Source organism: Streptomyces longisporoflavus, assembly GCF_014649775.1.
Classification (GTDB): domain Bacteria; phylum Actinomycetota; class Actinomycetes; order Streptomycetales; family Streptomycetaceae; genus Streptomyces; species Streptomyces longisporoflavus.
This window is the reverse complement of record NZ_BMTR01000041.1, coordinates 1-23,764: the sequence shown is the minus strand read 5'-3', so window position 1 is coordinate 23,764 and position 23,764 is coordinate 1. Positions and strand designations below refer to the sequence as shown.

The window sequence follows — 23,764 nt, the reverse complement described above, 5'->3', positions numbered from 1 at the left end:
GTCAGGTCGCGTTGCCCTTGTCAACGACGCTTCCCGGGCGTCGGCCATCAGCGTGGTGGTACCGCCCGACTATGTACCGGCGGAGCATGCTGCCGTGGTCGGCGTGGTCGGTGCCGTCGATGGCGAAGGAGCGCAGAGCGGAGAACTGGGCTTCGAACCGGTTCAGCCAGCAGTTGTTGGCGGGGGGTGTAGGCGAACTCATCGCTGTCGGCACCGTGCTCGTCGATCCAGGCCTGAACAGGGACATCGCCGCTTCGCAGTCGGTGCCCCGGGCCGGGGGCTGGCCTGTTCGGCGACTCGGCGGGCCCCTGCGGGGTGGCTTGAGGGGCGGCGGTGTCGCATGCCTTGCACGCGTCCCGGCCGGATCCGGGGCTGGGTAACAGGGCACGCACGCGGGCCGGACGCTTCGCCCGGCCGTGCCTGCCCGTGCTGCGGGCGGCCGGGGTCATCGCGTTATAGCGGCCCGGACCTGGTCCAGGCGGTGGGTCCACCAGAGCAGCAGGGCCTCGTCGTGCAGGAACAGATCGTCGAAGGCGTTATCGCCGCGCTGGTAGTGGAAGCTCAGCTGCCAGAAATCGGTCATCCTCTTCCACCACAGCCGCTGCACCCCGTCCGCCAGGTCCTCGACGGACAGATCGACCACCGTGCGGTAGCCGGAGAGGAAAGCACTGACCCGCTCCAGATCGAAGCGGCCTCCGACGCCGAACTGCACCTGCGCGGTCCGCGTGACTTCCTCGGCGTACGGGCGGACCCGCAGCCGGTCCCAGTCCAGGACTGCGGCCACCTGCCCGTTGCGCCACACGATGTTGCGGAACTGGAAGTCGCCGTGCGTCCAGCCGTAGGGGCCCGCCGGCACGTCACCGAGCGGGCGGAGGTCTGCGTACTTTTCCAGCAGCTGCTTGCGTGCCTCCATCGCCTGGGCAACGCAGCGGTCGAACGCGCGGGGCGCATGAAGTGCGGCCACGGTGGCCAGGTAGCGGTCGGCGGCCTCGACCGCCTTCGCCGCGCCGGTGACTTCCGCCCCGGGCGGGGCGGCGGGGACCGGGGCGGGCGCGTACACGGCCAGGGCCCGGTGGATGCGGCCCAGCTGCTTGCCCAGCAGGACCACCTGAACCACAGCGAGGTCGCTGCCGCGTACGTGGGCACCCTCCACCCACTCGATCACGCAGTGCCGCGGCCGCCGACCTCGGTCACGGTGTCGCCCCTGGTGCTGATGACCGGTGTGCACACGGGGATGCCGTCCGCGGCCAGCGCCGACAGCGTGCGCAGATTGCGGCGGGCGGCCTCCAGCGGCACGTCGATGATCTGCTTCACCGCGAAGCGGCCCCGACGGGTGCTGATCTGCCAGTTCCGGTTCATCAGGCCGTCCGCCAGGTACCGCGGCGCCCCGGTGACCTCACCGAGACCGAAAGCATCGGTAACCGCCGCAAGATCCCTGTCGAGGGCGTTCTCCCGGGCTTCATCCACTGCAACAGGGCCGGTCACCTGCCGCAGGATACGCCGTCCATCCCGGCACAAAACAACCTTCACACAGACCCGCCCGGACGCTGCAGGTCACCGCCGCGCTGCCCGCTACGTCCCGCAGCGAACCGTCCGTGACACTCATGGCCGGCAAAGCGGCCGGTCAGGGCCAGGTCCACGCGCTGTACCAGTCACGGGGCTACTGAGCCCCGACGGGAACGCGGCCGGCCCCCGGTCGAACCCGGCAGGGAAACGGCCGCGCTCCGGTCCTCGGCCATCGGACTGACCGGACCGTAAGACCGCCGGCGCGGGGACCGGGGCGACGGATGCCTCCGGCCGCAGCGGCGTGCGTCTCACGGATGGCCGCCGCACCGGGAACCCCTGGCGTGCCTCCACTGGTGCCTCTACTGTTGGAGGCATGCCGAAGATTTCTGTGGATCTCACCGATGACGAGCTTCAGCGCCTGAACGCCTACGCCGCGTCCAAGGGCGTTTCCACGCGCTCGCTCGCCCGCACGGTGCTTATTTCCGAGGTGGACCGCGAAGCGTTCCTGACCGCCGCCCGCGGCGCCTACTCCGTAGCGAAGGCGGCCGTCGCGGACGCGCCCGAAGGCCTGCGGTGAGCCCCATCGTCTACGTGGACCCCGGATGGCTCCTGACGATCCAGTCCGAGGCGGCGCCCGCCGACGTCGACATCAGCGACTGGGGAGCCCTGCACTGGACGGGCTCGGCCCACCGCTACGAGCAGCTCGCGGGCACGCCGTACTACGAGGAGCCCGAGGCACGCGCGGCGACGTTCTTGTACCTCGCGCTGGTCCTCAGGCCGTTCGCCGACTACAACCTGGTGATCGGCTGGTCCGCCGCGCAGGCGTACATGGAACTCTCCGGGCGTCCGGTCGCCCCCGAGCCCCAAGCCCTGTGGGCGTTGGCAGGCGAGATCCGAGTGGGCGAAGCAGCGCTGCGTGATGCAGCCACGGCGATCCGGACCTGGCGCACAGACCTGGACGCTTAGCGCGTGTTTTTCTGCGCAACCTCAGCCCAGAGCACGAAATCGGTCCACCGACTCCTCTGCCAGCGGACCATCATGTAGCTTCGAGGCTGAAGGCCCTCGTCGGTCCGAACGGGGCGGCGTCATGGAGCCACTCGTTCACCGTCGGCCGCGGTACGTCCCGGAAGATCCGCGCCCCTTCCCTGCTCCCTGCTCCCTGCTGTTTGGTTCCCTGCGCGGTCAGAACCCGTCGCGATACCTCCGAATCACGTCTCTTCCCTGCTGGGGGGCCTTGCCCCGCGCGGGTGGGCCTGTGCGCTTGGCGCCGGTGCTGAGGGCTGCCTCTGCAAACCGGGGCGTCTGCCCGCCGAGTCTCGCTTTCCATGACAGCCAATCAGAGACCGCGTCCGGGGCCAGGTGATCGGGAGCTGCAGCTGCGGAGGGGGCCGGCTCTCACCGGCGCCGTTCTGGCCGCGCGCGGCGTCTTCTAGGCCACAAGGTCTCTTCGAGCGGGTCCATATTCCTGCCGTCGCCCTTGCCGAGAGCGGCCGGATGGGCGGTGAGGTCTCGCTCCAGGTCGCTCTCGCCCACCCTCTGCTACCGACAAGCGCTTCACCACACGAGTCAGGCGTTTGGGAGGCGTCTGGCCTGTCCCCGGGAGGCATCCACGGGAAGCCTGTCGGAGAGTGAGGATGCAAAGGCTTCCGCTCGCTGCGAGTCCTCGCTCCGACAGGGCGATTGGGTGGCGAGGGTGATGTCAGTGGTAGCGGGCAGAATGTTTTCAGGGGAAGGAGTGGAGATGTCCACTGAGGGGTCTGACCTGCGGATACCTGCGCCCAGCGGCTGCCGTTGGTGTGGGGTTGATGAACGCGAGCACATGCAGCGATGGAAGCCGCCCGTGGGGTGGCACGAGTGGGTTACTCCGACTTTGGAGCAACGCAAGGAGAGAATGCAGGCACGCCGCCGCAAGCGTCCTTCCGGTTCCGGAGGCGGCGAGGTCATGCGAGGACACCTCAGGACGCTAGTTCTCCGAGTCGTTTGAAGACGCTTCGCAACTGCTCGGGTACATCGTTCGCGTCCTCCAGTGCCATGGCCAACTCGTACATCATCTCGGGTTTGCCGCCGGGGCCGCTCGCGCTTTTCTCCTGCAGCATTTCCTGGACTGCTCCGCTGAACTTGCCCTGGCCTCGAAGGGCAGCGAAGTCGGCAGGCTGCCAGGCGCCGTCGTCCTTGGCCCAGATCTTGTTGGCTACCTGAGCCCATACGTCGTCGCGGAAGAGTTCTTCGAGCTCGTTGAACTTCTCTTCCTGCGGTGCGTTGTCCTCGGGTTCTCCCAGGAAGGTCACGTAGCGGCGGGCGTGGGGTCCGAAGAACTGGGTGAGTTTGGGCGTCTTGAAGATGCCCTTGCTCACGTTGCGGCTGTCGGCGTCGACGACCAGCATGATCGTGCGACCGTGTTTGGCGAGGTACCGGGCCAGGTGGAGGGCACCTTCGTTGTTGAAGCAAGCCCACAGAGCGATGCCGGCAGCCTGCAGTGACAGCCCTTCGCACAACCGGAACAACAGCGGGAAGGCGCGCTGTTCGGTCTCGCCTTCTACGGCCAGGAAGCAGCGTTCGTGCAGCAGCACAGAGTTTCGCAGTCCGACCGTGGCCGCGATCTTCCCCAGGTGTGCATCGATCTCGTCACCGAGAAGCCCTGCGCCGAGCCGTTCCACCACGGTGCGGTAGTTCTCCAGCTTCAGATGCACCACATCGGAGATATCGACCCCGTCGATGAGGTTCATCGAGTGGGTTGCCACCAGGACGCTGACGTTCCGGACTTTGCTCTGCGCACGGATCAGCTGCATGATCTTGCGCTGGTGTGTGTAGTCGAGGTGCGTATCCGGCTCGTCGTACACCACGATCGTCTGCACGGGCGGCGGTTCGGACGCCCCGCGCCCACCTGGGGTCGTGGCGGGAGCTGTGTCTTCTTCCTCAGCCAACAACTCGCTGGTCCATTCCCAGATGGCCAGAGAGATACGGCGATTGCTGCCCAAGCCGGTCCGATCCAGCCCTACCGCTTCACCGGCCCGGCGTGCGATACGCAGCGGTGCAGCCTTGAACCCCTGCTGGAAGGAAACGTCCGGATCGACGGAGACCTTCGTCAGATCCGGGCAGCGTGTCTGAATGTGGTCGCACAGGGACTTGGCGTCAATGCGCAACCGGTCCTGGACCTCGTCCTCGATGGCGGTGAGCTTGCCCTTGAGTTCCGGATCGGTCATGTGGCTCTGGAAGCGGCCGACCAGCGCGGTCTTGACGGCGTCATCCGGCTTGGCCACCTTGCCGTCGAAGGGAAGGTACCGCGGCATACGTTTGTCGAGACCGGACGGGGCGGGCGCCCAGCCCTCAGAGCTGGCGTTCTCACGCCCGTAGGCCCGCAGAGCCTGCTCCAGGTCCGGTTTGCGCGTGGATGCGGGAGTGAGTTCGAACTCTTTCACCAAGTCCTTCAAGCCTGTTGCCAGGTGCTGCGACAGATCGTGCAACCGCTCATCATCCGGAAGGCGCTGCCAAATCTCCAGGCAGGGAACCAACTCCTCTCCCGAACAACGGCGCAACTGAACCTGCTCGGGGAGCCCGAACACCTTTTGCTCCCAAGTGTCCAGGGTGAACGATCCGACGACGGCGGTCTCCTCGCACCGCACCGGCAGCGCGGACTCGTCTTCCCCTTCGACGCTCAGGTATGTGCGGTCGTCCTCCGCCAACGTATGCTTGCCGAGCAGAAAAGCAAGAGCGTTCAGCAGTGCGCTCTTACCGCCATCGTTGTGCCCGGCGAGGATCGTGGGCTTCCTGATGGGGATGTCCGCGACGTCGGTCAACGAGCGGAAACCACTGACGCTAAAGCTGTTCAGGTGCACTGCGCGACCGCTCCAACTTCCGCGCCGATCATCCTTCGCGAGCCCGCAGCCTGCGTTGCAAGGGTTCTTGGCGCTTCAATCCCAACCCCGGTCGGCCCATCCTAGAGCGTCCGTCGCATCGCCACCCCCAGTCCCATCCAACTTCCGCTCCCACTCCCCGTCCCGGCTCTTCCGGTGACAGCGCTCTCAGCGAAGTTGCCCTGTGCGAGACCGCCGGATGCTGTCCGCAGATACTTCAAGGCAGCGCACACCGCGGCTCTCCAAGGCGTGCATCGTAGGCTGGTCTGCTCCTCCATCTGCCTCGGTGTCCGGTCGCCCCGACGGGCCCGGGCGCTGGGAGGGCGTCGCGTGCTGGCGGTCAGCCGTCGAGGCGGAGTTCGCCTGGTTCGTAGCGGAGTTGGAAGGTCTGCGCGTGCTCCCCGTCCATCCAGTACAGGGTCATGGTCGACAGCATGCTGCGCTTGATGTACCGGGTTCGTGAGGGCATTCCTTCGTCTTGCTCGACAACCCAGGCTTCCACGCGTTCCGGCAGTCCGAACCGCAACGCGTATGCCTCGGGGTGCTCCGCGGAGCGCAGCTCCCAAACGGGGTGTGAGGCTGCCTGATTGATGCGACGCAGGCGCACCGCGTGTGTGGGGTGCGCTCTCGCGTATTCCACGAAGTCGTAGAGGTGGTCCGAGGCCAGTCCCAGGACGAAAGGTGCTGCTGGAAAGGCCAGAACAAGACCGAGCTGCGATCGGCTGTACAGGGCTTGCGCCAGGTAATCGAGGGGGCCGCGGATCGCACCGGGCAGTTCCACGTCGCCTGGGTCCATGTCCAGGAGTGGCCAGCGGAGATACGTCCGTATCTCGTGCAATTTCGGCCGCTCGACCGCCGGGGTGGCGTCGAGCACTGCATGAATCGTGTCGGCCGTGTTCTTGACGAGAGTCCGCAGGACGGCGAAGTCCGGCGCGGAGAGGTCGATCAGGGATATCTGGTGGGCGAGCGCGTAGTCCTGCGCCTCGGGGCTGAAGCCGGATGTGGAGAAGATCGCGTAGCTATAGCGGTATCGCGTCCGTGGCCGACCGGTTCCCGGAGCGGTGAGCGTGGTGGTCTCGCCCTCGTTCACATCGTGGATCACACCGTGGCCGTTGCGTACGGTGGGCAGGCCAACTGGAGCTGTGGTCAAGTACTTTGCCTCGACAAACAAGCGCACCGGCAGGGAGAACGGCGGGACGTACCGGAACTGTCCGAGGGCGTCGACCTGGTGCCAGGCACCGCGTCCACGAACCAGCAGGCCGTTCTTGTCATCCTTCAGCACTTTCCACGGCTCTTTGTCCTTGTCGTCGTCCGCCGTCAGGACCTCGAAGCCGCTGGAGCGCAACAGCCAGGCCAGCACCTCCTCAAGCAGGTAGCCGCGCAAGGGTCCTTTACCGATCAATTTGCCTGCCACGACCCGATCCTATGCACGATCCCCCGGCGGCTAGGTCTCCTTCAATCACGCGCGGTTCACCGCCGGCTGGCCATGTTTGATCGGCCTGTGAAGACTCATGGAACATGCTGTGGGTCGCCGCTCTGCAGCCTCGTCCGGGGCGTCCCCGGCGGTAACCGGTGAGCTGGCTAAGCGGTGGCGGCCGACAAGACCGACGCCGTCCGCACCGCGTACTTGGAAGACCGCTCGATCGCCGCCCTCGCCCGGGGCCGCGACGTCGGCCGCGACGCCGTCCGCACGGCTGTCGCCGACCTCATGCCCGACCACATCACCATCGAGGGGGACGTCCCGGGCCCGGAGTTGCCGGTCACCCTCGACATGCCGGGCAAGGTCGCCGACTTCCTCCGCGCCGCTGACCGGGAGCCTGCCGAGCGGGCCGCTCGACCAGGGGGTGACCGTGCAGCGCGGCCAGGGCTACACCCTGCGCGTCAGTGCCGCGCCCGCCGTGCACCGCGGGCTCCTCGCCCGCTGTTCCCCGGAACGGCTCCGGCACCGGGTGATCGTTGCCACCCGCTTGTGCGTGGGGGCCGGGGTCCGGCCCGTCCTGGCGGCCTCTCGCACCGGTGTGCCCGGGTGTCGTGGACGGTGGTGGCGTGCACGGCGCGGATACGACGGCTGGACCTGCGTGACGTACCTCCTTCGGTGAAGCGGTCTCGGGGGAGGGGAGTGGTGGCTGCGGGGGGCGGTTGCCCGCTTTTTGCGGGTGGCACGGGGCGTCGTGTGGTGCTGCTTCTGGCGGCCGTGCGGGCCTGGATTGCCGGTCCCGGGGGGGTGTGGGGTGAGGGGCGTATCGGGTGATCGTGTTGTGGGTGTCTCGATGTCAGCTTGAGCTTCATCCTTTGGTGGGGGGCTTGGGATGTGAAGGTGTGTCAGCGGGGTCACGTCTTGGATGTGCAGGGGGAGGGGCGTGTTGTCCTTCGAATGTGTCCGGCCTTGCATCTGGTGGGCGGGGTAGGCGGTTCCCGCGTGTGCGGGGGCGGGCCCGGGGCCGGCTGGCGGGTAGCGGTTCTGTGGCTTGTTCGGCTGGGGGCAGAGGTCAGTCCGGGGGCGGGGTTCCGGGTTTCCGGCCAGGGGTGTCCGGACGGGGGCGGCAGGCCTGTGTTGTCGGAGGTCTTCGAGGACGGCGGCGCCGAGGGGGACGTGCCGTGGGGGGCGTGCTGGGGGGGCATCGGTCGTATGGCGTAGGTCCTGCGCCTCAGGTGCGCTTCGCGCCTGCTGGCTAGGGTCGGTCTGCATGGAGAGAACGGGGATCGTTCGCCGCCAGAGGGCGGTGCGTATGCGCGACGCCCTGGAGCGGCTTGTTACCGAGCGGGATGTATGGGTGTCGACGGCTCACCCTGATCACGGGCCGCACCAGGTGCCGCTGTGGTTCTTGTGGGATGGACGAGCAGTGTGGATGTGCACCAGCGCCACGTCCGTGACGGCGCGCAACGTCCGCAAGGAGCCGCGTGTGCGCCTGGCGCTGCCGGACACCTTCGACGTGGTGCTCCTCCAGGGGGAGGCGGAGTGCTTCGCGGACCAGGAGGTGCCCGGAGGCGCAGCGGAGGCCTTCGCCGACAAGTTCGGGTGGGATCCGCGCGTGGAAGAGGGTTCCTTTCTGTATGTACGCGTGGCCCCGGGGACTGTGCGCGCTTGGCGCGGCGAGCCGGAACTGCGCGGGAGAGTCATCATGCGCGACGGAATGTGGCTGGAATAACGGCCCTCCCTCGCCGACGCGCCTCTCCCGGATCACGGTCTGCAGCTGGAGTACCAGGCTCTGCCCAGAAGCAACCCGGCGCTGTGCCGGGCTCGTTGATCCGGGCGCACGTTGCTGTGCAGGAGGCGCCGCACGTGAGGCAACCGTGGCTGTCGCCTCCTCGGGGGCCTGGCTGCGTCTGTCAGAGGTCGGTCCAGGGCCGTGGCTCCGGGGTTCCGGTGAGGGGTGTCCAGAGGGGGGCAGCAGGCCCGTGTTGTTCGAGGTCTTCGAGAATGGCGGCGGCGAGGGGGGTGTGGCGGGCGAGGTCGGTGACGGCGGGGTGGATGTCGGCCATGGACCTGAGGTCGGTGGTGCGGTTGTTCAGGGTGCGGCGGGTGGCGCCGGTGAGGATGAACAGGATGCGGGGGTAGAGGGGATACCAGCGCATCCATGCAGGCCCCTCCAGCGACGGGGCGGGTGTGCGGCGGCCGGCGGGGGTGGGTTGGTAGCGGTGGAAGCGTGCGTACTCGATGAGTTTGGAGGCCATGCGTTCGCTGCTCATGGTGGTGCGGTCGATTTCGATGAAGGCGCGGAGTTTGGTGCTGCCGCCGTCGGGGCGGGCCAGGCTGTAGTGCATGAGGGCGTCGGCGATGAGGCGTTGGCCGTCGCCGAGGTGGTGGGCGACTTCGGGGGTCCAGTCGTGGGGGCCGTGTTCGTCTCCGCGCTGTCGGGCGTCTGCGGCGAAGGCGAGGTGGGCGCGCACGACGGCGAGGGTGTGGGGGATCTTCAGCGACGCGGCCGCGGGGGAGGCGACGGTGTAGGGGGGGCGTCCGCGCAGCACGGGCAGGTCGCGGGTCAGGCGTGAGCCTTCCCGTGTGAGGTACCAGGCTTTGGTGCGCGTGCGGTTGGCGTGCGGCAGCTCCGAGCAGGCGACGAGTCCTTCGGATCGCAGCCGGTTCAGGACGCGGGAGAGCAGTTGGCGTGTACCGGCGGGCCGGAGCATCTGGCGCAGCTGGCCGGTGGTGGCGATGCGGTGCTGGGCGAGGGCGGCCAGCACCTGGCCGCGAAGGGGGTCGACGGTGCTGGGCGCCAGGCCCGTGGCGGGAGTGTTGGGCGCGGGGCTGGTCACGCAAGTCCCTTCCGTGTGCGGCCGGGCCGGGGAACTTGGGGGCCGGCCGGTATGGCAGCGCTCCTCATGGGTGCTCCTTTCGCGGCCGGCGGCGGGGCTGCCGGTCCCGTTGGCTGCTGGTGATGAAACCAGCGGGGCCCGACCAGAGGCCCGACCACTGAGCCCCGACCACGGTCACGAAACGGCAACGCTTAGGTGGTAGGGCCGGTGGTCGGGGCAAAGGGGGCGCGGAAAGGCGGGCTGAGGATTTTGGGGACCCGGCGGGCAGGCTGCCGCGCCGTATGTGCAGACAGGGCCCGGGTGCCCAGGGGCGGGGGGTCCGCAGCGGCCGCGGCTGCTGCGGGGCACGGTGGCGAGCCGTGCCGGCCGTCGTGCGGCACCCGGCCCGCAGGGGGCCGACTCCCCTGGCCGGGAGCCGCGTTCAGGGGGCGGTGGGCGTCGGTGCGCTCAGCGCCGGGGTGTTACTTCCGGGACCGTTGGGCCGCCTGATCGAGGATGCGCCGGCGTGTCCAGCGCCGGCGCCCGTTCTGGCGTCCGGCGTTCTCGGCGATGCCGTCCGTGGTTTTCAGCAGCGGGAGGTTGCCCTGGGAGAGGCTGCTGGAGAACGAGCTGATGCTCTTGAACCCCAGCAGGGCGGCCGCCTGGCTGGCTCCCAGCAGTTCGTCGGGATCGCCGTGGAGGGGAACGTCGGGAAGAGGCGGTGCGGCCTTGGCTCCCGCCCGCCTGCCGCGGCCGGGCCGGGTGGCCGCCCACTCCTGCAGGGTCTGCACCTTCCAGAGCTGCCGGCGGTAGGGGTTCTCGGCCGTGCCCTTCTCCTCGACCGCGTCCGGTTCGGGAAAGTAGCCGGGGTGGTCGCGCACGAAGGTGGTGACCTGGTTGGAGTTCTTGTACCCGAGATACCTCGAGGCTTCGGCCGCGTTCAGCAGCGTCTGGGGGTCGAGCGAGGGCGGTGTGTGTGCAGCGAGCCGTGCCGGCGCCCGGTGGGCGAACCACTCGGTGACTTCCGCGTGGTCCCACAGGCGCGCGCGGCCGCGCTTGCCGGCCGGCTCGGGGAATGTCGTGCCGGCCGCGTTCTGTGCGCGCCCCGTGTAGAGGCCGGTGATCCTCGCGGGTGTCAGGCCCTGTTCGGCCGCGATCTCGGCGGCGTCGGCCAGGCGGGGCTCGCGGCGCGAGGTCATGGCACAACCGTCCGTCCTGTCGGCACTGGGCCGGCCGGCCCGGCCCGCAAAGCAAATAATGGCAGGAGTCTCGGTCGGTGGTCCAGCCGGCGCGCAACTTTCCCGGGCGGCTGTGCCGGCGGCCCGGCCCTATTCCTCGGGTATCAGGCAGATACCGCGGCGAGCGGCGGCCTCGGCCATCTGCGTGTACGCCATGGCGGCCGGCGTCATCTCCCATGCGGCCAGCGCCAGCAGCAGGATCACCTCGTCACGGCCCTGCGCGGCATCACAGGGCATACCGGCTGCCTCCGCTGCGGTCACCAGGTCCGCGGTGGGCGACCCGGCAAGACGTGCTGCCGCATCCCGGTGCAGCTCCTTGAGGCCTTGCTGGTACAGCCCGTTCGCCTCGCGCAGGAGCACCACCAGGTCCTCGTCCCGGCTGGCCGGTGCCGCCGCGGCGAGGTCGAGGATGCGCTGGGCCGTAGTCATCGTCATGGAGTATCCCCCTGACGGGCGGCGGTGGCGTCAGCTGCAGTGGTCGCACGTCGGGCGGCGGCCGCTGCCGCGGGCCGGCCCGGGCTTCTTGAGGGGTTTCATCGTCAGCGCTTCGCGCATCTGGTGGTGCAGGGCGGTGAACTCCGGGCCGACGACGCCCAGGTCGACTCCGCCCGGGCCGACTGCGCACGTCTTTGCGTGCCGGACCGGATCGGCGATGCGCGGGTCGGCGCGGAAGCTGTCGCCGCGCACCTGTTTCGCCTCCGCGTGCAGGCAGGCGAGCCGCGGCCGGCGTCCGCCCGGGAGCAGGAGGCCGGGAAGGGGAGTGTAGCTGCCCAGCACCAGGGCGCAGCGCGTGTTGCCCGTCCGGTCACCGGCGCGGGGCAGGGTGGCGTATGACCGGCTGTACGGCACCGGCGCGCTGGCATGCCACTGCTTGACCACGTCGGTCGTCCGGCCCTTGACGGGCAGTCACTCACCGCCGATCCGAGCGGAGACGGCCGGGCGCCGCACGGAAGGGAGGACGCTTCTTCGGTCCGCTCCCTCGTCGCTGCGAAGTCCCGTGAGCTTTCAGGATCCGTACCGGACGGCTGAGCTCGCGCTTGAGGCGGTTGACCCTCGGCGTTCAGGTGCTGGGAGACCACACCCGTCTTGGCGTATACGCGGCTGCAGGGGCCGCCCATGCGCGGGAACCGGCCGTACTGCCGCGGCCCGGGTCAGCAAGCTGCGCGGTATCGGGGGTTGCCGTCCGGGCCGGGCAGCGTGCGGGTGACCTCTATGCGGTGGTCGGCCGGGCCTGCGAATGCTGCGCTCTGTATGGCGGAGAGTTCCGGTACGCCCGGGATTAGCGGCCGGAACGCATTGCGGACGCTGCGGCGCCGGAAGCCGGGAAGCGGCAGGGGCCCAAGGCTCCAGGAAGTCACCGACGGGTTCAGTCGAAGTCGAGTCCGGAAAGATGGTCAAGTACTGCCTTCCATGGCGCCAGCAGCCGTAGGGCCGCAGCACGTACTCGCGTATTCCTGTCCTGGTCCCGCGCCACGTCATAGGACGTGGCCCAGCCCTTCAGCGGGTCGCGGGCCACAACGATAAGGTGCGCAACGTGGCGGTCCTCGGCGGCGTCCAGGGGCAGCTCATGCAGCGTGTTCTCGGCTCGTGTGCGCAACTCTCGGTCCTGGTGCCCCAGGAGATCGAGAAGTGCTCTCGCCGCAGGTATATCTCCCTGTCCGGCCCGGTAGGCGATCTCTTCGAGCGCGGCCGTACGCAACGAGCGCAGCTCACTTTCCAGCGCGGTTGCCAGTACTGTCATCGATACCAACGGCGCCCCCGATGCGGCATGGCCCGCGACAAAACCGTAATAGGCTCTTGCCGGTGATAAGTAGGTGGGTTGGGTGGTGGTGAGCTCAATGCTGGCGGCCGCCCAGACGTTTCCGTCAGCCGCTGGTTCAGTGACTTCGCCTTTTTCGGCGTACTGATTGAGCGGGTAGATCAGCGCGGCCAGGGTTTCGCGCACCGCAAGAAGTTCAAGGGAGGCGCGCGGCAGACCCGGCCAGCTGTTTTGTACCTGCAGCCAGCTGCCGGTTCCCTCAGTGGAGTGGTGGTGGAAGGACGTTTCATGCCGTCCCAGGTAGCTGCGGATCGTGGTGAGCATGGCGTCGATCGCAGCCCTCACTGACTCTGGCCCCGTGACGACCAGTTCGGTGTAGGCATCCGCCAGTGCTGTGCGCAGTTCCCGCAACGATCTGAAGACGACTTCCCACATCTCGAAGTCGAGATCGTCGTGGAGCACGCCTTTACTGCGCATCATTGCCAGGGTGCGTCCCACGGCTCGCCGTGTGGTCATCTGGTCGTCGCGCGCATGCTGCAGCGCTGTCAATGCCTGCGCGATCTTCGACGTGGATGCGCCGTCCAGCACTGGCAGGCTCTGGTTGGCATCGACGATCCGGCGCAGCATCCGTACGGGGTCGCCGGGGTCTGCCGGAGATCGGATCCAGGTATTGCCCCAACGTTTCACCCAGGCCGTCAGGTGCGGATCGTCGGCGAAGGCCCTGGCTGGAAGGGCCCAAAGCTCTCTTCGCTCGGGATGGCCGGGGGCCTTGTCCGATTCAATGATTCCGATGAGCAGATCGTCGGCGAACAGTGCCGCCCCCGACATGCCGGCCCAGGTGCTGCCGCCATTCGGCCTCGCGAGTCGGGCTCCGCCCTCGATCTGGACGACCCAGCGGTTGCTCTTCACGCCAGACAGCGGTGTGACGAAGCCTTTGATCTGCCGGGACTCACGTATCCGTCCGTCCACGTCGCCGTCAGGGAACCCCACTGCGGTGACCTCGAACGGATGCCCCCCGGTTACATCCGCCCACATGGGCAGCTTGCCAAAGGCCCCGCTGTTGCCGGCCCGCACGGTTTCCCATCCTGTGGTGTCTGTGATGACCAGCAGGGCGACATCGATCCGGGATGACCACCATGCAACGACAGCGTCGTTGAAACTCACCTGGCCGCCGCGATGTAACGGCCGGATACGGCAACGCGGGTAGCTCCGTGGGAGACCAACCAGCCCGTGCTCCACGTCCCGTTGGGGCGGGGGAGTGAGTGGCCCGTCATCCGGTAGGGCGCCCTGGACAATGTGCCGCGCGGTCAGCACCGTGTAGTCGTTGATCAGGTAGCCGGAGCCGACTGAGCCCGTTTGAGGCTCATAGATCTCCACTACCCGTCTCTCGCTGAGCACCGGCTGCCCTTCGTCTCGATCTCCGTCGCTGCGGAGCGTCAGTCCGGTTCATCTGTTGTTCGGGCGTTGACCTGGACTGATGCGGCCCGACCGTTGCCGTCGATGGTGACTGGTGTCAGAGACAGCGACAGCTGGTGGGTGGTCTGGTCCCCGGCCTGCCCCTTTGTGCCGAAAGAGACCACGCCGAACCGTAGCCCGGCGTCCCCTGAGGCTTCTCGGGTGATCGCCAGAGTGACGTTCAGCTCCGCGGCCCCCAGTTCGAACCGCAGGGCCTCGTTGTGGCCACTGCGCATCGCAGCGGTGAGCTCACTGCGGAGCGCCTGGATCGTCTCTGCCAGTCCGGCGGCAATCCGATCATCCATGTTTCCTCCCCGGTTGATATTGACAGCGCACCCGCCCTCCGCGCTCGCACTTTGGAACTTCCTCTTCAGAGGTCCGCATCTGCGTCTGTATCGGCTGCCGTAGAGGGATCGAAGGGAACTGCACGCCCGCTTCCTGCGGCACAGTTCGCCCTGTCCCGACCGGAACCGTGCCGTACGTGCCTGCACGAGCTTCAACCCCATGACCTGCACTGGTACTTGACAGATGCTGATAAGGCCGGATGAGCCGGAGTAGTGGTGTGCTCCCGCGAACCCCTTGGCGGTTCCTCGTAGGGGATGCCCGCCTGGGGCGGAGGGGCGGAGGGGCGGAGGGGCGGAGGGGCGGAGGGGCGGAGGGGCGGAGGGGCGGAGGGGCGGAGGGGCGGAGGGGCGGAGGGGCGGAGGGGCGGAGGGGCGGAGGGGCGGAGGGGCGGAGGGGCGGAGGGGCGGAGGAGCGGGGCTAGGGCCGGCTGGTGGCCGGTTTCTGCTGCCACCAGGCGGGCAGGTGGTTCGGCCCGGTGGCCGGTGGGGATGTGGCGGCAGGCTGCGGAGCCGGGGAAGCGGCGACCGGGCGGGCGGCGTTCGGACTGGGCAGGCTGGTTTCGGTGTAGGCGATGCGCTGGCGCAGGCTGATGCCGAGGTCGTCGACGCTCAGGTAGACGGAGTCGTCCTTGACTGCGGTGATGCGTCCCTTGGCCAGGACGGTGATCCCGTCGGCGAGCGATTCGGCGGCGTTGCGGGCCAGGTTTCGCCAGGCGGTGCAGATGTAGGTGATCGGGTCGAGGTCGTGCCATTTCTGTGCGGCGGCGTCCCACTGCGTGGGGGTCTGGGTGAGGAGGAAGCGGCAGACGGCGATGCCGTCTTGGGTGTAGCGGACTTCCACGTCACCGGCGACGGTGCCGGTCAGGTGCGTGAAAGTCGGGGCCATGCAACCGCCTCCTATTCAAAATAATAGTGTCTATTGTGGGTGGTCGGCCGCCCTGTCGGCATTTCGGCTGCGGTGGGGCGGGTCAGGCGCCGCGGATGGGTTTTCCGTCCGGTCGGTCGCGCCGGTCCGCCGGCGGGGCGAGGGTGTCGAGGATCGTGGTGTCTTCGATCTCCACTTGCAGCGGGATGGTGCCGTCGGCCCGGACCAGCTGCTCGTTGGTGGTGTCCAGGTGGACGGAGATGCGTAGGGCTTTGAGGTCGGCGTCGAGGTAGGCGAAGACGAGGGTGCCTGCGATTTCGATGCAGGGCAGGCCTTCGTCGTCGGGGTTGGCCTGGGGGTGGAAGACGGCGGAGCTGTTGGCCTGGGCGCAGGCTTCGGGGTCGGCGAGGCTGAGGGGGAGTGGCGGGTGCGCGTGAGGGGTGTTGTCGGCGGGGTGCAGCGGGTGATCCGCTTCGCGGCGGTTGCTTTTCGGCCCGTAGGAGGGGTTCACGGCGGTCTGGTTGTCGGTGGGAGGGGGGTAGGGGGCGTCGTTGGTGCCTGCCGTGGCGTCCGGGGATCTGCGTACCTGCTGTGCGAGCCGGGCAGGGGCGGAGGCCTTGTCGGACCGGAGGGTCGCCTCATCGCTGTGCCGGTCCCGTGGGTGGAGGATCCCTGCCCGGTCTGCTGCCTGCGTGGTGGGGGCGTCGGTGGTGGTGAAGCGGAAGCGGTTCAGCCAGTTTTGGAGGATGTTGACGGTGTCTGCTGCGGGCCATTGGCCGGTGCGCTCGCGGAGGTCGTCCATCAGGTCGGCCAGGTCGATGATGGCCTTGCCTGCGGGGGTGGCCGGGTCCGGTGTGATCGGCATGGCGGTTTCCTTCCGCGGAGAGGGGCCCTCGGGCCCCGTTTATCAGGGCGTTGCAGAGGTTCGGCAGGTGTTGCTGGTCGGGGGTGAGGGGGGCGGTGCGCAGCACGTGTTTGCGCAGGACGGGTGCGTCGGGGCCTGATGCCGCAGGGCACTTCCGTCCGGTCGGGCAGCAGGATGAGCCGGGTGTGGGTCATCCAGGCCTCGTATCGGTCGGCGGGGCTTGCGCTGCGGGCGGTGTGCCCCTCGCCCGTCGTGCGGGTCGGGCAGAGGCGGGACGGGTCGGGGCAGGGCCGTCCGGCGGCGTGGCCGGTCAGGGCGGGGAGCGGTGGTAGTGCGTGGCGGTGGCGTTGGGTATCGGGTGGTGGTCGGCGGTGCAGGGGCAGGTACTCGGGGTGCAGTGCCGGTTCCGGTAGGAGCGCATGAGGACGTCGGCCGGGCGGACGGGCAGGAAGCATCGTTCGTCCAGTGGGTGTGCGCAGATCTAGCAGAGGCGTCGTTGGAAGGCGGTGGCGGTCTTGTCGGCGTCGAGGACGCCGAAGGCCGCGTGAGCGTCGTGGATCAGGGCCATGTACGGCACCAGTAGTCCGCCCGCCAGTGGCCGGTCAGCGCGGCGTTGGGGTATGGCGTGCCTGGGTCAGTTCCTTCGGTTCGCGGGAGCGCGGCGGGGCCGGGCGTCTGGTGCCGTCTGGCGGGGGAGGGGCGGCGGGGCCGTCGGCCGGGGGCGCTTCCCGGCGGGCGGAGCGGCATTGGGTGGCGTTGTGCAGGCGCGGGTGCAGCCAGTTGGGGTTGTCTGAGGGGATGAGGGCCTCGGTACCGATGGCGGTGGCCCAGGGGTAGAGGGTGTTGTCGTCCGGGGCGGCCATGACGAGGATCAGTCCCCGGCGGCGCGGCAGGTGGCGGAGTGTGAAGTCTGGGTAGCTGCGGTTGCCTGGGAGCACGAGCGGAGCGCGCCAGATGCAGACGGGGGACCGGGCTCGTCCGCAGGCCGACCGGGTCGTGATCGGTTGTGTGGCTGATGACCAGCACCGGGGCCTGTGGTCCTTCGTGCGTGGCTGGGGTGGGGCGGGTATGGCGATGACACGCCGCTTTCGGGGGAACCGTGGTCGCGAAGAGCGCGGGGAGAGGGGTGTTGGCTGCCCGGGGGCGGGGTGTCGGCGGGGGCGTCCCGGCTCCGGGGGTTGGTTCAGCCGAGCGGGTAGAGGACGAGGGCGGGTTGGGTGGTGTCGGGGGTGTCGTCCGCGTACAGCTCGCGCAATTCCGCGTCGTTCTCCAGTTCCTGCGGCAGCGGGAAGATGTCGCCGGCGAAATCACTGGTCGGCGCGTACCGGGAGAGGCTGTAGCCACCGAGCGGGGAGAAGCAGTTGCCCTCGGCGTCCCCGGACAGCACGACGAGCGTGTCGCCGGGCAGTCGGCTCCAGTTCGCGCGGATCAGGCGGCGCAGCACTGCAAGGGTCAGGGGGCGGTGGGGGACTTCGCCGTCCGGGACGGGGAGCGGGGCTTGCGGCTGGTCGGTCATGTCGGGCCTTTCATGTGCGGGCCGGGCCCGGGGGCCCGGTCGGTCGACCGGTGGTCGGCGGGCGCCGCCCCGCGGTCGGGACGGCGTTCTCGGCCCGGTCAGTCGTCCTCGATCTCGTCCAGGCAGGCGACGGGGATGCCGCCCGGGAGCCGGAAGCGTGTCGTGTCCTCGGGGACGCGGTAGCGGGGCTTGCCGGGCGCGCCGTTGCGCGGGTCGCGGCGCAGGCTGCGCGTGGACTTTTCGTCCAGCAGGAAGCCCGCGCGCCTGCCGGTGCGGTTGCGTCCCTGCACGGTGCCGGTGAGACTGCGCAGCACGGCCGGGCGAAGCGACTGGTTGATGCGGGCGCGGCGTCCGGACACGAGTCCGGTAAAGGATTCCTCGTCGATCGCGCTGAGCCGCTGCGCGCAGGCCTCCTGGACTTTCGACACCTCGCTTGCATCGGGCAGTCGGCCGATGAATTCGAGGACCTCGTCCATGGTGAAGGTCATGCTGGTTCGCCTTTCTGCGACGCGGGGCAGGGGGTCGGCCGGGCACGCGGGTGCCCGGGCCGAGGGGTGGGGGAACGTGCGCTCATGCGGCGGGGGCGGGCCGGTGACGGGCGACCGGCTCGCCCGCGGCCTTCGGATCCGGTAGCTGCTGTTGTCGTCCTGGCCGGGCGCTTGGAGGAGCAGCAGGCAGCGGGCCTGCCGCGCGGTGAGGTCCGACCACGTCTCGGGCTTGCGGATGTCGTACTGGCAGGCAGCGGCGACGTGCGCGAACAGCGTATTGACGACGTGTGCCTTGGGCAGCGGCACCGCGGTCTTTGTCAGGTCCGCGTGCCGGGGCTTGTTGATGCCCGGGAGCGGCGCGCGCGGCCGGGGGATTTCGGTGTCGTGCAACTCCGTTCATGCGGTGGGGTGTTGCAGTAGTGCTGGTGGGACTCGAACCCACGACCTCAGGACTTATAAGATCCGCGCTCTGCCGGCTGAGCTACAGCACCTCGGTGGTTGGTTGCGGGGTCGTCCCCTTCGGGGGCATCACGGGCCTCTGGACTGTTCTGCGCGGCCCGGCTGCCGGCGTGGATGTCGTGGTGGTGGCCGGGTGCCGGGGCGGGGCCGGGGGTGTCAGGTACGGGGGTTCTCCTTGCCGGTGCCGGGGAGCGGCAGGGCCGGGGCTTGGTAGACCTCGCGGGTGAGGGCGCAGAGGTCGGGGCAGGGAATGACGGCGGTCTGGAGCGCGGCCGTGTCCGTGGGGTGAAGCCACCCGCCGTGCACGGTCCAGCCGCATGCACGGGGGGTGGGCTGGGCGGCGGTGGTCGCGACCAGGACGGCGCTGCGCATGGTGCTGCCCTCCAGCGCGAGGACCAACAGGCCGTGCAGGGCGCAGAATTCGTCTTCGTCGCGTACGGCCAGGCGGATCGGTTCGGTGGCGATGGACAGATCGGTCCGGCCGGTGACGAACGCGTGGTCGGTCCGCTGGACTGCGAGGTTGAGGGTGTGTTCGCCGTCTTGGAGTGCCTGGAACACGGCGGTGAGGGCGCTCAGGGTGCGGCTCGTGGCGGCGGCGATGGCGTCGTCGCCGGGGCGGGTGAGCTCGGGGCGTGCAGGCATGAGGGCTCCTTGCGGGAACGGGGCGGTGGGCGGTGGGCTCCCGGTGTCGGCCGCCCCGCGCCTCCCGGCGCATGTGTCTTGACGGGGCGGCGGGCTGCGCCGCCGGCATGTCGCGTTGCCGCGGCAGGGACGGGGGCCGGGCGGGCGGACTCCGCGCTCCGCGCTCCGCGGGCGGGCGGGAACGCGTGCTGCGCGCTGTGGGGAGGTTGGGGCCCGTGCGGGCCGGGCTCGGGGTTCCCGGCCCGCACGGGGGTCTGTCGGCTGGGGCTGCCGGTCTCGGGTCTCAGCGGGTGCGGAGCTGGAGCAGGCGGCGGTGCGCTTTGGACTTGATCTCGTCGTCGGCGCCTTCGAGTAGGGCTGTGGCGCGTGCGATTTCCTCGGTCATGGACTGCGGCGGGCGCCTGGGGGTGAGGTGGTCGAGGTAGCCGGTGATGGCGCGCTCGGCGGCGTAGGCGGTGTGTCCGACGCGGCCGGACTCGGTGCGGTACACGTCGGTGATGGCGTCCAGCCGGGCGGCGTGGTTGGTCCGCTTGCGTTTGGAAGCGTCCTCTTCGAGGGGCCACAGGTCGGCGATGACCTGGTGGAAGTCGGCGATGGCGATGTCGGTGCGGGCGAGCGCGGTCTCTTCGGCGGCGAACTGTTCGAAGTACCGGGCGGAGAGGCCCAGGGTGCGGCGGGCTTCCTTGATCTGGCTGGTGGCTCCTGCGGTGTGCCGGACGGCCCAGCGGGTGACTGCGTCGCGGACGGCGAAGCGTTCGGTGTTGGCGCAGACGGGGCGCCAGGGGGTGACGACGCACTGGAACTGGCCGTTGCCGGAGTGGTCGTTCATGACGGCGATGTAGGGGACCACGATGTCGTTGATGCCGTCGGCGTCCACGGCGACCGTTTCCGGGAGGCGGATGGAGATGAACACGCGCTTGCCGCCGCGCAGGAGTCCGGCGGACTCCCAGACCACGTCATAGCGGCTCACCAGTTCCTGGAGGAACACGAAGCCCGCCCGGTTCTGGATCGGCGTGTAGCGGGAGCCGACCGCGCCGAGGGCGGCGCCGGTGTCGGCGCGCACGGTGTGCTGCTGGTCGGCGTGCTCGCGCATCTGGCCCTGCCACTCGTACAGGGCGGGCACTGTGATGACTTCGAAGTCGAGCCCGGACAGGCGCAGCACTTCGTCGATGTCCGTGGTGCCCTGGGGGATGATCTGACCCAGGCCGTGCCAGGCCGGGGAGGACGCATACAGGGCGGCGGTGCCGTCCGCCCGGTCGCCGAGCCCGTGAGCGGCGATGATCTGCTCGATCTGCCCCTCGGCGTTGCGGGAGAGGGTGAACGTCTCGCCCCGGTCCCAGCCGGTGAGGATCTCGTAGCGGTCGGCGGCGACCATGCGGATCTCGCCCCGGTCCACGCGGGCCTGGAAGGCGCGCTCTTGTTCGCGGGCTGCCTCGGCCTGTGCGGTCTTCTCGGCAGCGAAGGCAGTGTTCACGTCGGTGATAGTCACGGTTCCCCTTCGACGTTGGTTTCTGCGGGTTCGGGGGCGGGGCCGCCACCCCCGAACAACTTCAATAATAGTGTGTTCTGGGGGTGTGTGAACCCGCCTCTGAACAGGCGGTCGGGTTCTGCGCGGCGCCGATCCGGACGGGGCGGGCGTGATCCTGTCGGCGGAGGTACGTGGTGCACCCATCGCCGGCCCTGCTGGTACCCGGGGCGGTGGGCTTGGCCGCCGGCGCAGGCCGGGCAGGGGCGGTGAGCGTCACTCCCGCGGGGGTGTCCGGACGTCCGGGGCTGATGCATGCCCGGTCGCGGTCACTGCGCCCCGTTGCCCGGCTGCCTGGCGTGCGTTCCGCCGCCCCGTCGGCCGCCCCGGGCCAGCCGCCCGGGGGCGGATGCCGGGGGCGGCCGGGCTCACTGCCCACCGGCAGCGAGCCCGGCCGGGGTGCCGCGCCCTGCCGGGGGAGCAGGGCGCGGCGGCTCGGTGTAGCTGCTATCCGGGCTCGGGCTGCTTGTGGCCCGTCCCGGTCATGCCGGGACTTGCGGGGCCTTCGCCTCTGCGGCGCTGGCTTCGGTCGTCATGGCCTCCTTGATCAGGGCGTCCAGGGCTTCGCCGATGCGTCGGCGGGCTCCCGCTTCCATGCGGCAGCAGCTTTCCTGATCGATCCGCTCGAAGACTGCCTTCCTGGCCGGGCTCGGGGGAGTGATGCCGGGCATGACTCCGGCATCGATGGCCTGCTGCCGGAAGCTGCCCCAGACGCGGCACCAGTCGTTGGCTTCCGCCAGATCATCGAGTTCGTCGACGGTGGCAGGAAGGGCGGCCAGGATGCACCTGGCCTCTGCCCGGTATTCTCCGCAGTTCTCGGCGATCCACTTCACCAGGGGATCGCCGGACGTCTTCAGGGCGTTCCAGGCGGCCTCGAGGGTTTCTGCGCCCGTGTCGTAGACCTTGCGGATCTCCTCGCTGTAGGCGCTGGCCTGGCTGCGGCTGTTCTCGCCGTAGCCGTAGCGCTCCGGATACTTCTGGTCCGCCGCAACTGCGGCTGCGCTCTGGGCCGCCGTGGCCGCCTCCACGCTCTGGATGTACGTCTGAACCTCCGGCAGCATCTGCCGGGCTCCCTGCTCTGCCATTGCCGTTTCCCCTTCGACGTTGGTTTCTGCGGGGTCGGGGGCGGGGCCGCCACCCCCGAACAACTTCAATAATAGTGTGTTTCAGGGGTGAGTGAACCCACCCCTGACCTGCACACTTACGTCGGCGTGCGGTACTCCGGGAGCGGTGTCAGACTCCGTCGCCGCACGTCCGTGACAGCAGGAACCGGCATGCCGCCGATCACCGCGCACAAGTCGTAGCGCAGAGTGTGAACCGCACCGACGGGACCGGCGTACGCCTTGATCGCCTGCACCCAGTAGACGCCGTGACAGCGTGTCAGGCTGCCGTGATACCTGGCCTTCTGCCACAGCACCGGCCCGGTGTCTCGCGGATCGAGTATCTGCGCTACAGCGATCACGAGCTGATTCGCCACTTGCCCGGAGAGCAGGTTCACGAACGCGCGGTCCACCGCCGCCCGGTCGACCGGCACGTCTGCCATCGCCGCGTCGGTGTGACCGGTGCGCACACCCATGGCCCAACCCAACTCGAAGAACGGCCGGACCACGCCCAACTGCTCGTAAGACACCCTCAGAGCCTCCGGGTCCCTCTCACTGCGCGCCAACTCCGACAGTGCGTAGCTGGCTTGCTCCGTCTCGGCGTCTGTGAGCGGGGCTTCGCTTTCCCGGGTCTGCCCTGCAATACGCGTGTCCTCCATGGCGTCCCTTCTCCTTTCGGTGGTGCCGGACGGGAAGGGGCGCCGCAAACGTGGCGCCCCGTGCGGATTACTTCAGGAATCCCTTCGACCGGAGGAATTCGCCGGTAATGTGCGCGATTCCTTGGGGCTTGTAGATCTGCGGGAATCGCCGCAACTCAACTTCCGTGCGACCCAACTTGTCCGGGTCGATGAACTCCTGAACCAGACGGTAAGGCTCATCACCCACCGGCATTTCCAGCACGACCGGACCGGCGGCCGTGGTCTCGAACCGGATTCCCGTGTAGTTCCGGTCTGCGTTGTGCACGATCTTCACTCCTGCTCGCGCGCACAGCAGGGGCAGGAAGTTCGCGATCGTGCGGGCCTGAACCGCGCGCCTGGTCATGGGCGCGTCCGCTCCGCGCACCCCGCGCACGATCCCGTCAGTGATCTGGAGTTCCACGTCATTCCCCTTTGTCGGTCCCTCGAGGTTCCCGGGGGTCGCCTCTCCCAGGACTTCAAATAATAGTGTCTTATCTGTTCGGGGAGAACCCCCGTTGCGCTGCGGGTTGCGCCCGATGTTGCGCCATGGTGTTGCGATACAGGTTGCGCTGTATGTTGCGCGGCCTGACTCCGGGCCTCCGCGCCATCCCAGATCACGCCAACAAGCAAGCTCGGCAAGCCCGCTGACATCCCCTCTGCTGCCCCTGCTCCCGCGCCCGTTGGATGAAGGGTGGGGGCGGGTGCGGTCGGCGCGGCGGCCTCGGGGATCGGGTGTCAGGTTTGGTGGGTTGCGCGTCGACGGGGTCTCCGCGCTAGGGCCGCTGGGCCGTGAGGGACGCCGTGGCGCGCTCTCAGGCGTCCGGCGGGCAGCTGCCGGAACCTGGGTCCGGCTGTCCGCCCGGAGGGCGGCTGACGGGCCTTCGGCCCGGTGTTGGCCCGGAGGGCCAACACCCTTTTCCGTTCCGGGAGTTCGCTTTCCTCTCCCGGAAACGGTGTAGTCTGTATTCAAGGCCAGGGAATTGGAAATTCCCTGGCTGATTCCCGGAGGGAATCCCACCCCATCACGGGGACAGGCAAAAGGTGACGGGCAGTCAATTCCGTCCCGAATACTGCGCATCGGGAATTCCTCCCGGAGGGTGGAATTCATTACGACTGGAAGTCGTAACAGTTATCGAAAAGCCCGGAGGGCATTTCGATAACTACCGCCCGGAGGGCGGCAATTCGCGCGGGGACGCGCGAAACGGAGAATCCGGAGGATTCGAGTATTCGGCTGC

The 23,764-nt window shown here is 69.0% G+C and carries 24 protein-coding genes and 1 tRNA gene; 3 read left to right on the top strand and 22 right to left on the bottom strand.

Features of this window, described 5'->3' with window-relative positions:
- Position 1: 1 nt before the first annotated feature.
- The 3 genes from IE226_RS39760 to IE226_RS45330 form a co-directional block, all read right to left on the bottom strand.
- Complete coding sequence (locus IE226_RS39760) at positions 2-202, bottom strand: hypothetical protein (RefSeq protein ID WP_190086400.1); 201 nt, start codon at positions 200-202, stop codon at positions 2-4.
- Between the two features lie 243 nt (positions 203-445).
- Positions 446-1,228, bottom strand: a complete 783-nt coding sequence (locus IE226_RS39755; protein ID WP_373307106.1) for a phosphotransferase — start codon at positions 1,226-1,228, stop codon at positions 446-448.
- Complete coding sequence (locus IE226_RS45330; protein WP_373307105.1) at positions 1,162-1,485, bottom strand: protein kinase family protein; 324 nt, start codon at positions 1,483-1,485, stop codon at positions 1,162-1,164. The genes IE226_RS39755 and IE226_RS45330 overlap by 67 nt, the downstream gene beginning before the upstream one ends.
- A 394-nt stretch (positions 1,486-1,879) precedes the next feature.
- Here IE226_RS45330 and IE226_RS39750 point away from each other — a divergent pair, with 394 nt between their 5' ends.
- Both IE226_RS39750 and IE226_RS39745 read left to right on the top strand, forming a co-directional pair.
- On the top strand, positions 1,880-2,083 hold the full coding sequence (locus IE226_RS39750; RefSeq protein ID WP_190086399.1) for a YlcI/YnfO family protein: 204 nt from the start codon (positions 1,880-1,882) through the stop codon (positions 2,081-2,083).
- A complete protein-coding gene (locus tag IE226_RS39745; RefSeq protein WP_190086398.1) occupies positions 2,080-2,472 on the top strand; it encodes a hypothetical protein in 393 nt (130 codons plus the stop codon). The genes IE226_RS39750 and IE226_RS39745 overlap by 4 nt, the downstream gene beginning before the upstream one ends.
- Positions 2,473-3,461: 989 nt before the next feature.
- Here IE226_RS39745 and IE226_RS39740 read toward each other — a convergent pair.
- Positions 3,462-5,342: an ATP-dependent nuclease gene (locus tag IE226_RS39740; RefSeq protein WP_190086397.1), complete on the bottom strand. Its 1,881-nt coding sequence runs from the start codon at positions 5,340-5,342 to the stop codon at positions 3,462-3,464.
- 358 nt (positions 5,343-5,700) lie between these two features.
- Positions 5,701-6,774: a PDDEXK family nuclease gene (locus tag IE226_RS39735; protein ID WP_190086396.1), complete on the bottom strand. Its 1,074-nt coding sequence runs from the start codon at positions 6,772-6,774 to the stop codon at positions 5,701-5,703.
- 1,273 nt (positions 6,775-8,047) lie between these two features.
- Between IE226_RS39735 and IE226_RS39730 the strand changes: the two genes are divergently transcribed.
- Complete coding sequence (locus IE226_RS39730; RefSeq protein ID WP_190086395.1) at positions 8,048-8,509, top strand: pyridoxamine 5'-phosphate oxidase family protein; 462 nt, start codon at positions 8,048-8,050, stop codon at positions 8,507-8,509.
- Positions 8,510-8,690: 181 nt separating this feature from the next.
- Here IE226_RS39730 and IE226_RS39725 read toward each other — a convergent pair whose 3' ends face one another.
- From IE226_RS39725 to IE226_RS39645, 17 genes are all read right to left on the bottom strand, one after another.
- Positions 8,691-9,617: a replication-relaxation family protein gene (locus tag IE226_RS39725; protein ID WP_190086394.1), complete on the bottom strand. Its 927-nt coding sequence runs from the start codon at positions 9,615-9,617 to the stop codon at positions 8,691-8,693.
- A gap of 461 nt (positions 9,618-10,078) precedes the next feature.
- Positions 10,079-10,795, bottom strand: coding sequence for a hypothetical protein (locus tag IE226_RS39720; protein WP_190086393.1), 717 nt, complete (start codon positions 10,793-10,795; stop codon positions 10,079-10,081).
- A 129-nt stretch (positions 10,796-10,924) separates the two neighbouring features.
- Complete coding sequence (locus IE226_RS39715) at positions 10,925-11,269, bottom strand: hypothetical protein (RefSeq protein WP_190086392.1); 345 nt, start codon at positions 11,267-11,269, stop codon at positions 10,925-10,927.
- A 30-nt stretch (positions 11,270-11,299) separates the two neighbouring features.
- The gene (locus IE226_RS39710; RefSeq protein ID WP_190086391.1) at positions 11,300-11,713 is read right to left on the bottom strand and encodes a hypothetical protein; all 414 of its coding nucleotides are present in this window, start codon (positions 11,711-11,713) and stop codon (positions 11,300-11,302) included.
- Between the two features lie 487 nt (positions 11,714-12,200).
- Positions 12,201-13,970, bottom strand: coding sequence for a S1 family peptidase (locus tag IE226_RS39705; protein ID WP_190086390.1), 1,770 nt, complete (start codon positions 13,968-13,970; stop codon positions 12,201-12,203).
- 59 nt (positions 13,971-14,029) lie between these two features.
- Entirely contained in the window at positions 14,030-14,353 is a 324-nt protein-coding gene (locus IE226_RS39700; RefSeq protein ID WP_190086389.1) for a trypco2 family protein, read from the bottom strand.
- Between the two features lie 457 nt (positions 14,354-14,810).
- Entirely contained in the window at positions 14,811-15,278 is a 468-nt protein-coding gene (locus tag IE226_RS39695; RefSeq protein WP_190086388.1) for a single-stranded DNA-binding protein, read from the bottom strand.
- 82 nt (positions 15,279-15,360) lie between these two features.
- On the bottom strand, positions 15,361-16,122 hold the full coding sequence (locus IE226_RS39690) for a hypothetical protein (RefSeq protein ID WP_190086387.1): 762 nt from the start codon (positions 16,120-16,122) through the stop codon (positions 15,361-15,363).
- A 602-nt stretch (positions 16,123-16,724) separates the two neighbouring features.
- Positions 16,725-16,985, bottom strand: a complete 261-nt coding sequence (locus IE226_RS39685; protein WP_190086386.1) for a hypothetical protein — start codon at positions 16,983-16,985, stop codon at positions 16,725-16,727.
- Between the two features lie 320 nt (positions 16,986-17,305).
- The gene (locus IE226_RS39680) at positions 17,306-17,638 is read right to left on the bottom strand and encodes a hypothetical protein (RefSeq protein WP_190086385.1); all 333 of its coding nucleotides are present in this window, start codon (positions 17,636-17,638) and stop codon (positions 17,306-17,308) included.
- A 98-nt stretch (positions 17,639-17,736) separates the two neighbouring features.
- Positions 17,737-18,516, bottom strand: a complete 780-nt coding sequence (locus IE226_RS44490; RefSeq protein ID WP_229871859.1) for a hypothetical protein — start codon at positions 18,514-18,516, stop codon at positions 17,737-17,739.
- Between the two features lie 27 nt (positions 18,517-18,543).
- Positions 18,544-18,617: transfer RNA gene (locus IE226_RS39670), tRNA-Ile, on the bottom strand.
- A gap of 124 nt (positions 18,618-18,741) precedes the next feature.
- Entirely contained in the window at positions 18,742-19,227 is a 486-nt protein-coding gene (locus IE226_RS39665; protein WP_190086384.1) for a hypothetical protein, read from the bottom strand.
- A gap of 283 nt (positions 19,228-19,510) precedes the next feature.
- Positions 19,511-20,701, bottom strand: coding sequence for a DUF932 domain-containing protein (locus IE226_RS39660; RefSeq protein WP_229871858.1), 1,191 nt, complete (start codon positions 20,699-20,701; stop codon positions 19,511-19,513).
- 533 nt (positions 20,702-21,234) lie between these two features.
- The gene (locus tag IE226_RS39655; RefSeq protein ID WP_190086382.1) at positions 21,235-21,837 is read right to left on the bottom strand and encodes a hypothetical protein; all 603 of its coding nucleotides are present in this window, start codon (positions 21,835-21,837) and stop codon (positions 21,235-21,237) included.
- A gap of 116 nt (positions 21,838-21,953) precedes the next feature.
- Positions 21,954-22,511, bottom strand: coding sequence for a hypothetical protein (locus tag IE226_RS45485; RefSeq protein WP_229871857.1), 558 nt, complete (start codon positions 22,509-22,511; stop codon positions 21,954-21,956).
- A 67-nt stretch (positions 22,512-22,578) separates the two neighbouring features.
- Complete coding sequence (locus tag IE226_RS39645; protein ID WP_190086381.1) at positions 22,579-22,950, bottom strand: hypothetical protein; 372 nt, start codon at positions 22,948-22,950, stop codon at positions 22,579-22,581.
- Positions 22,951-23,764: the final 814 nt, after the last annotated feature.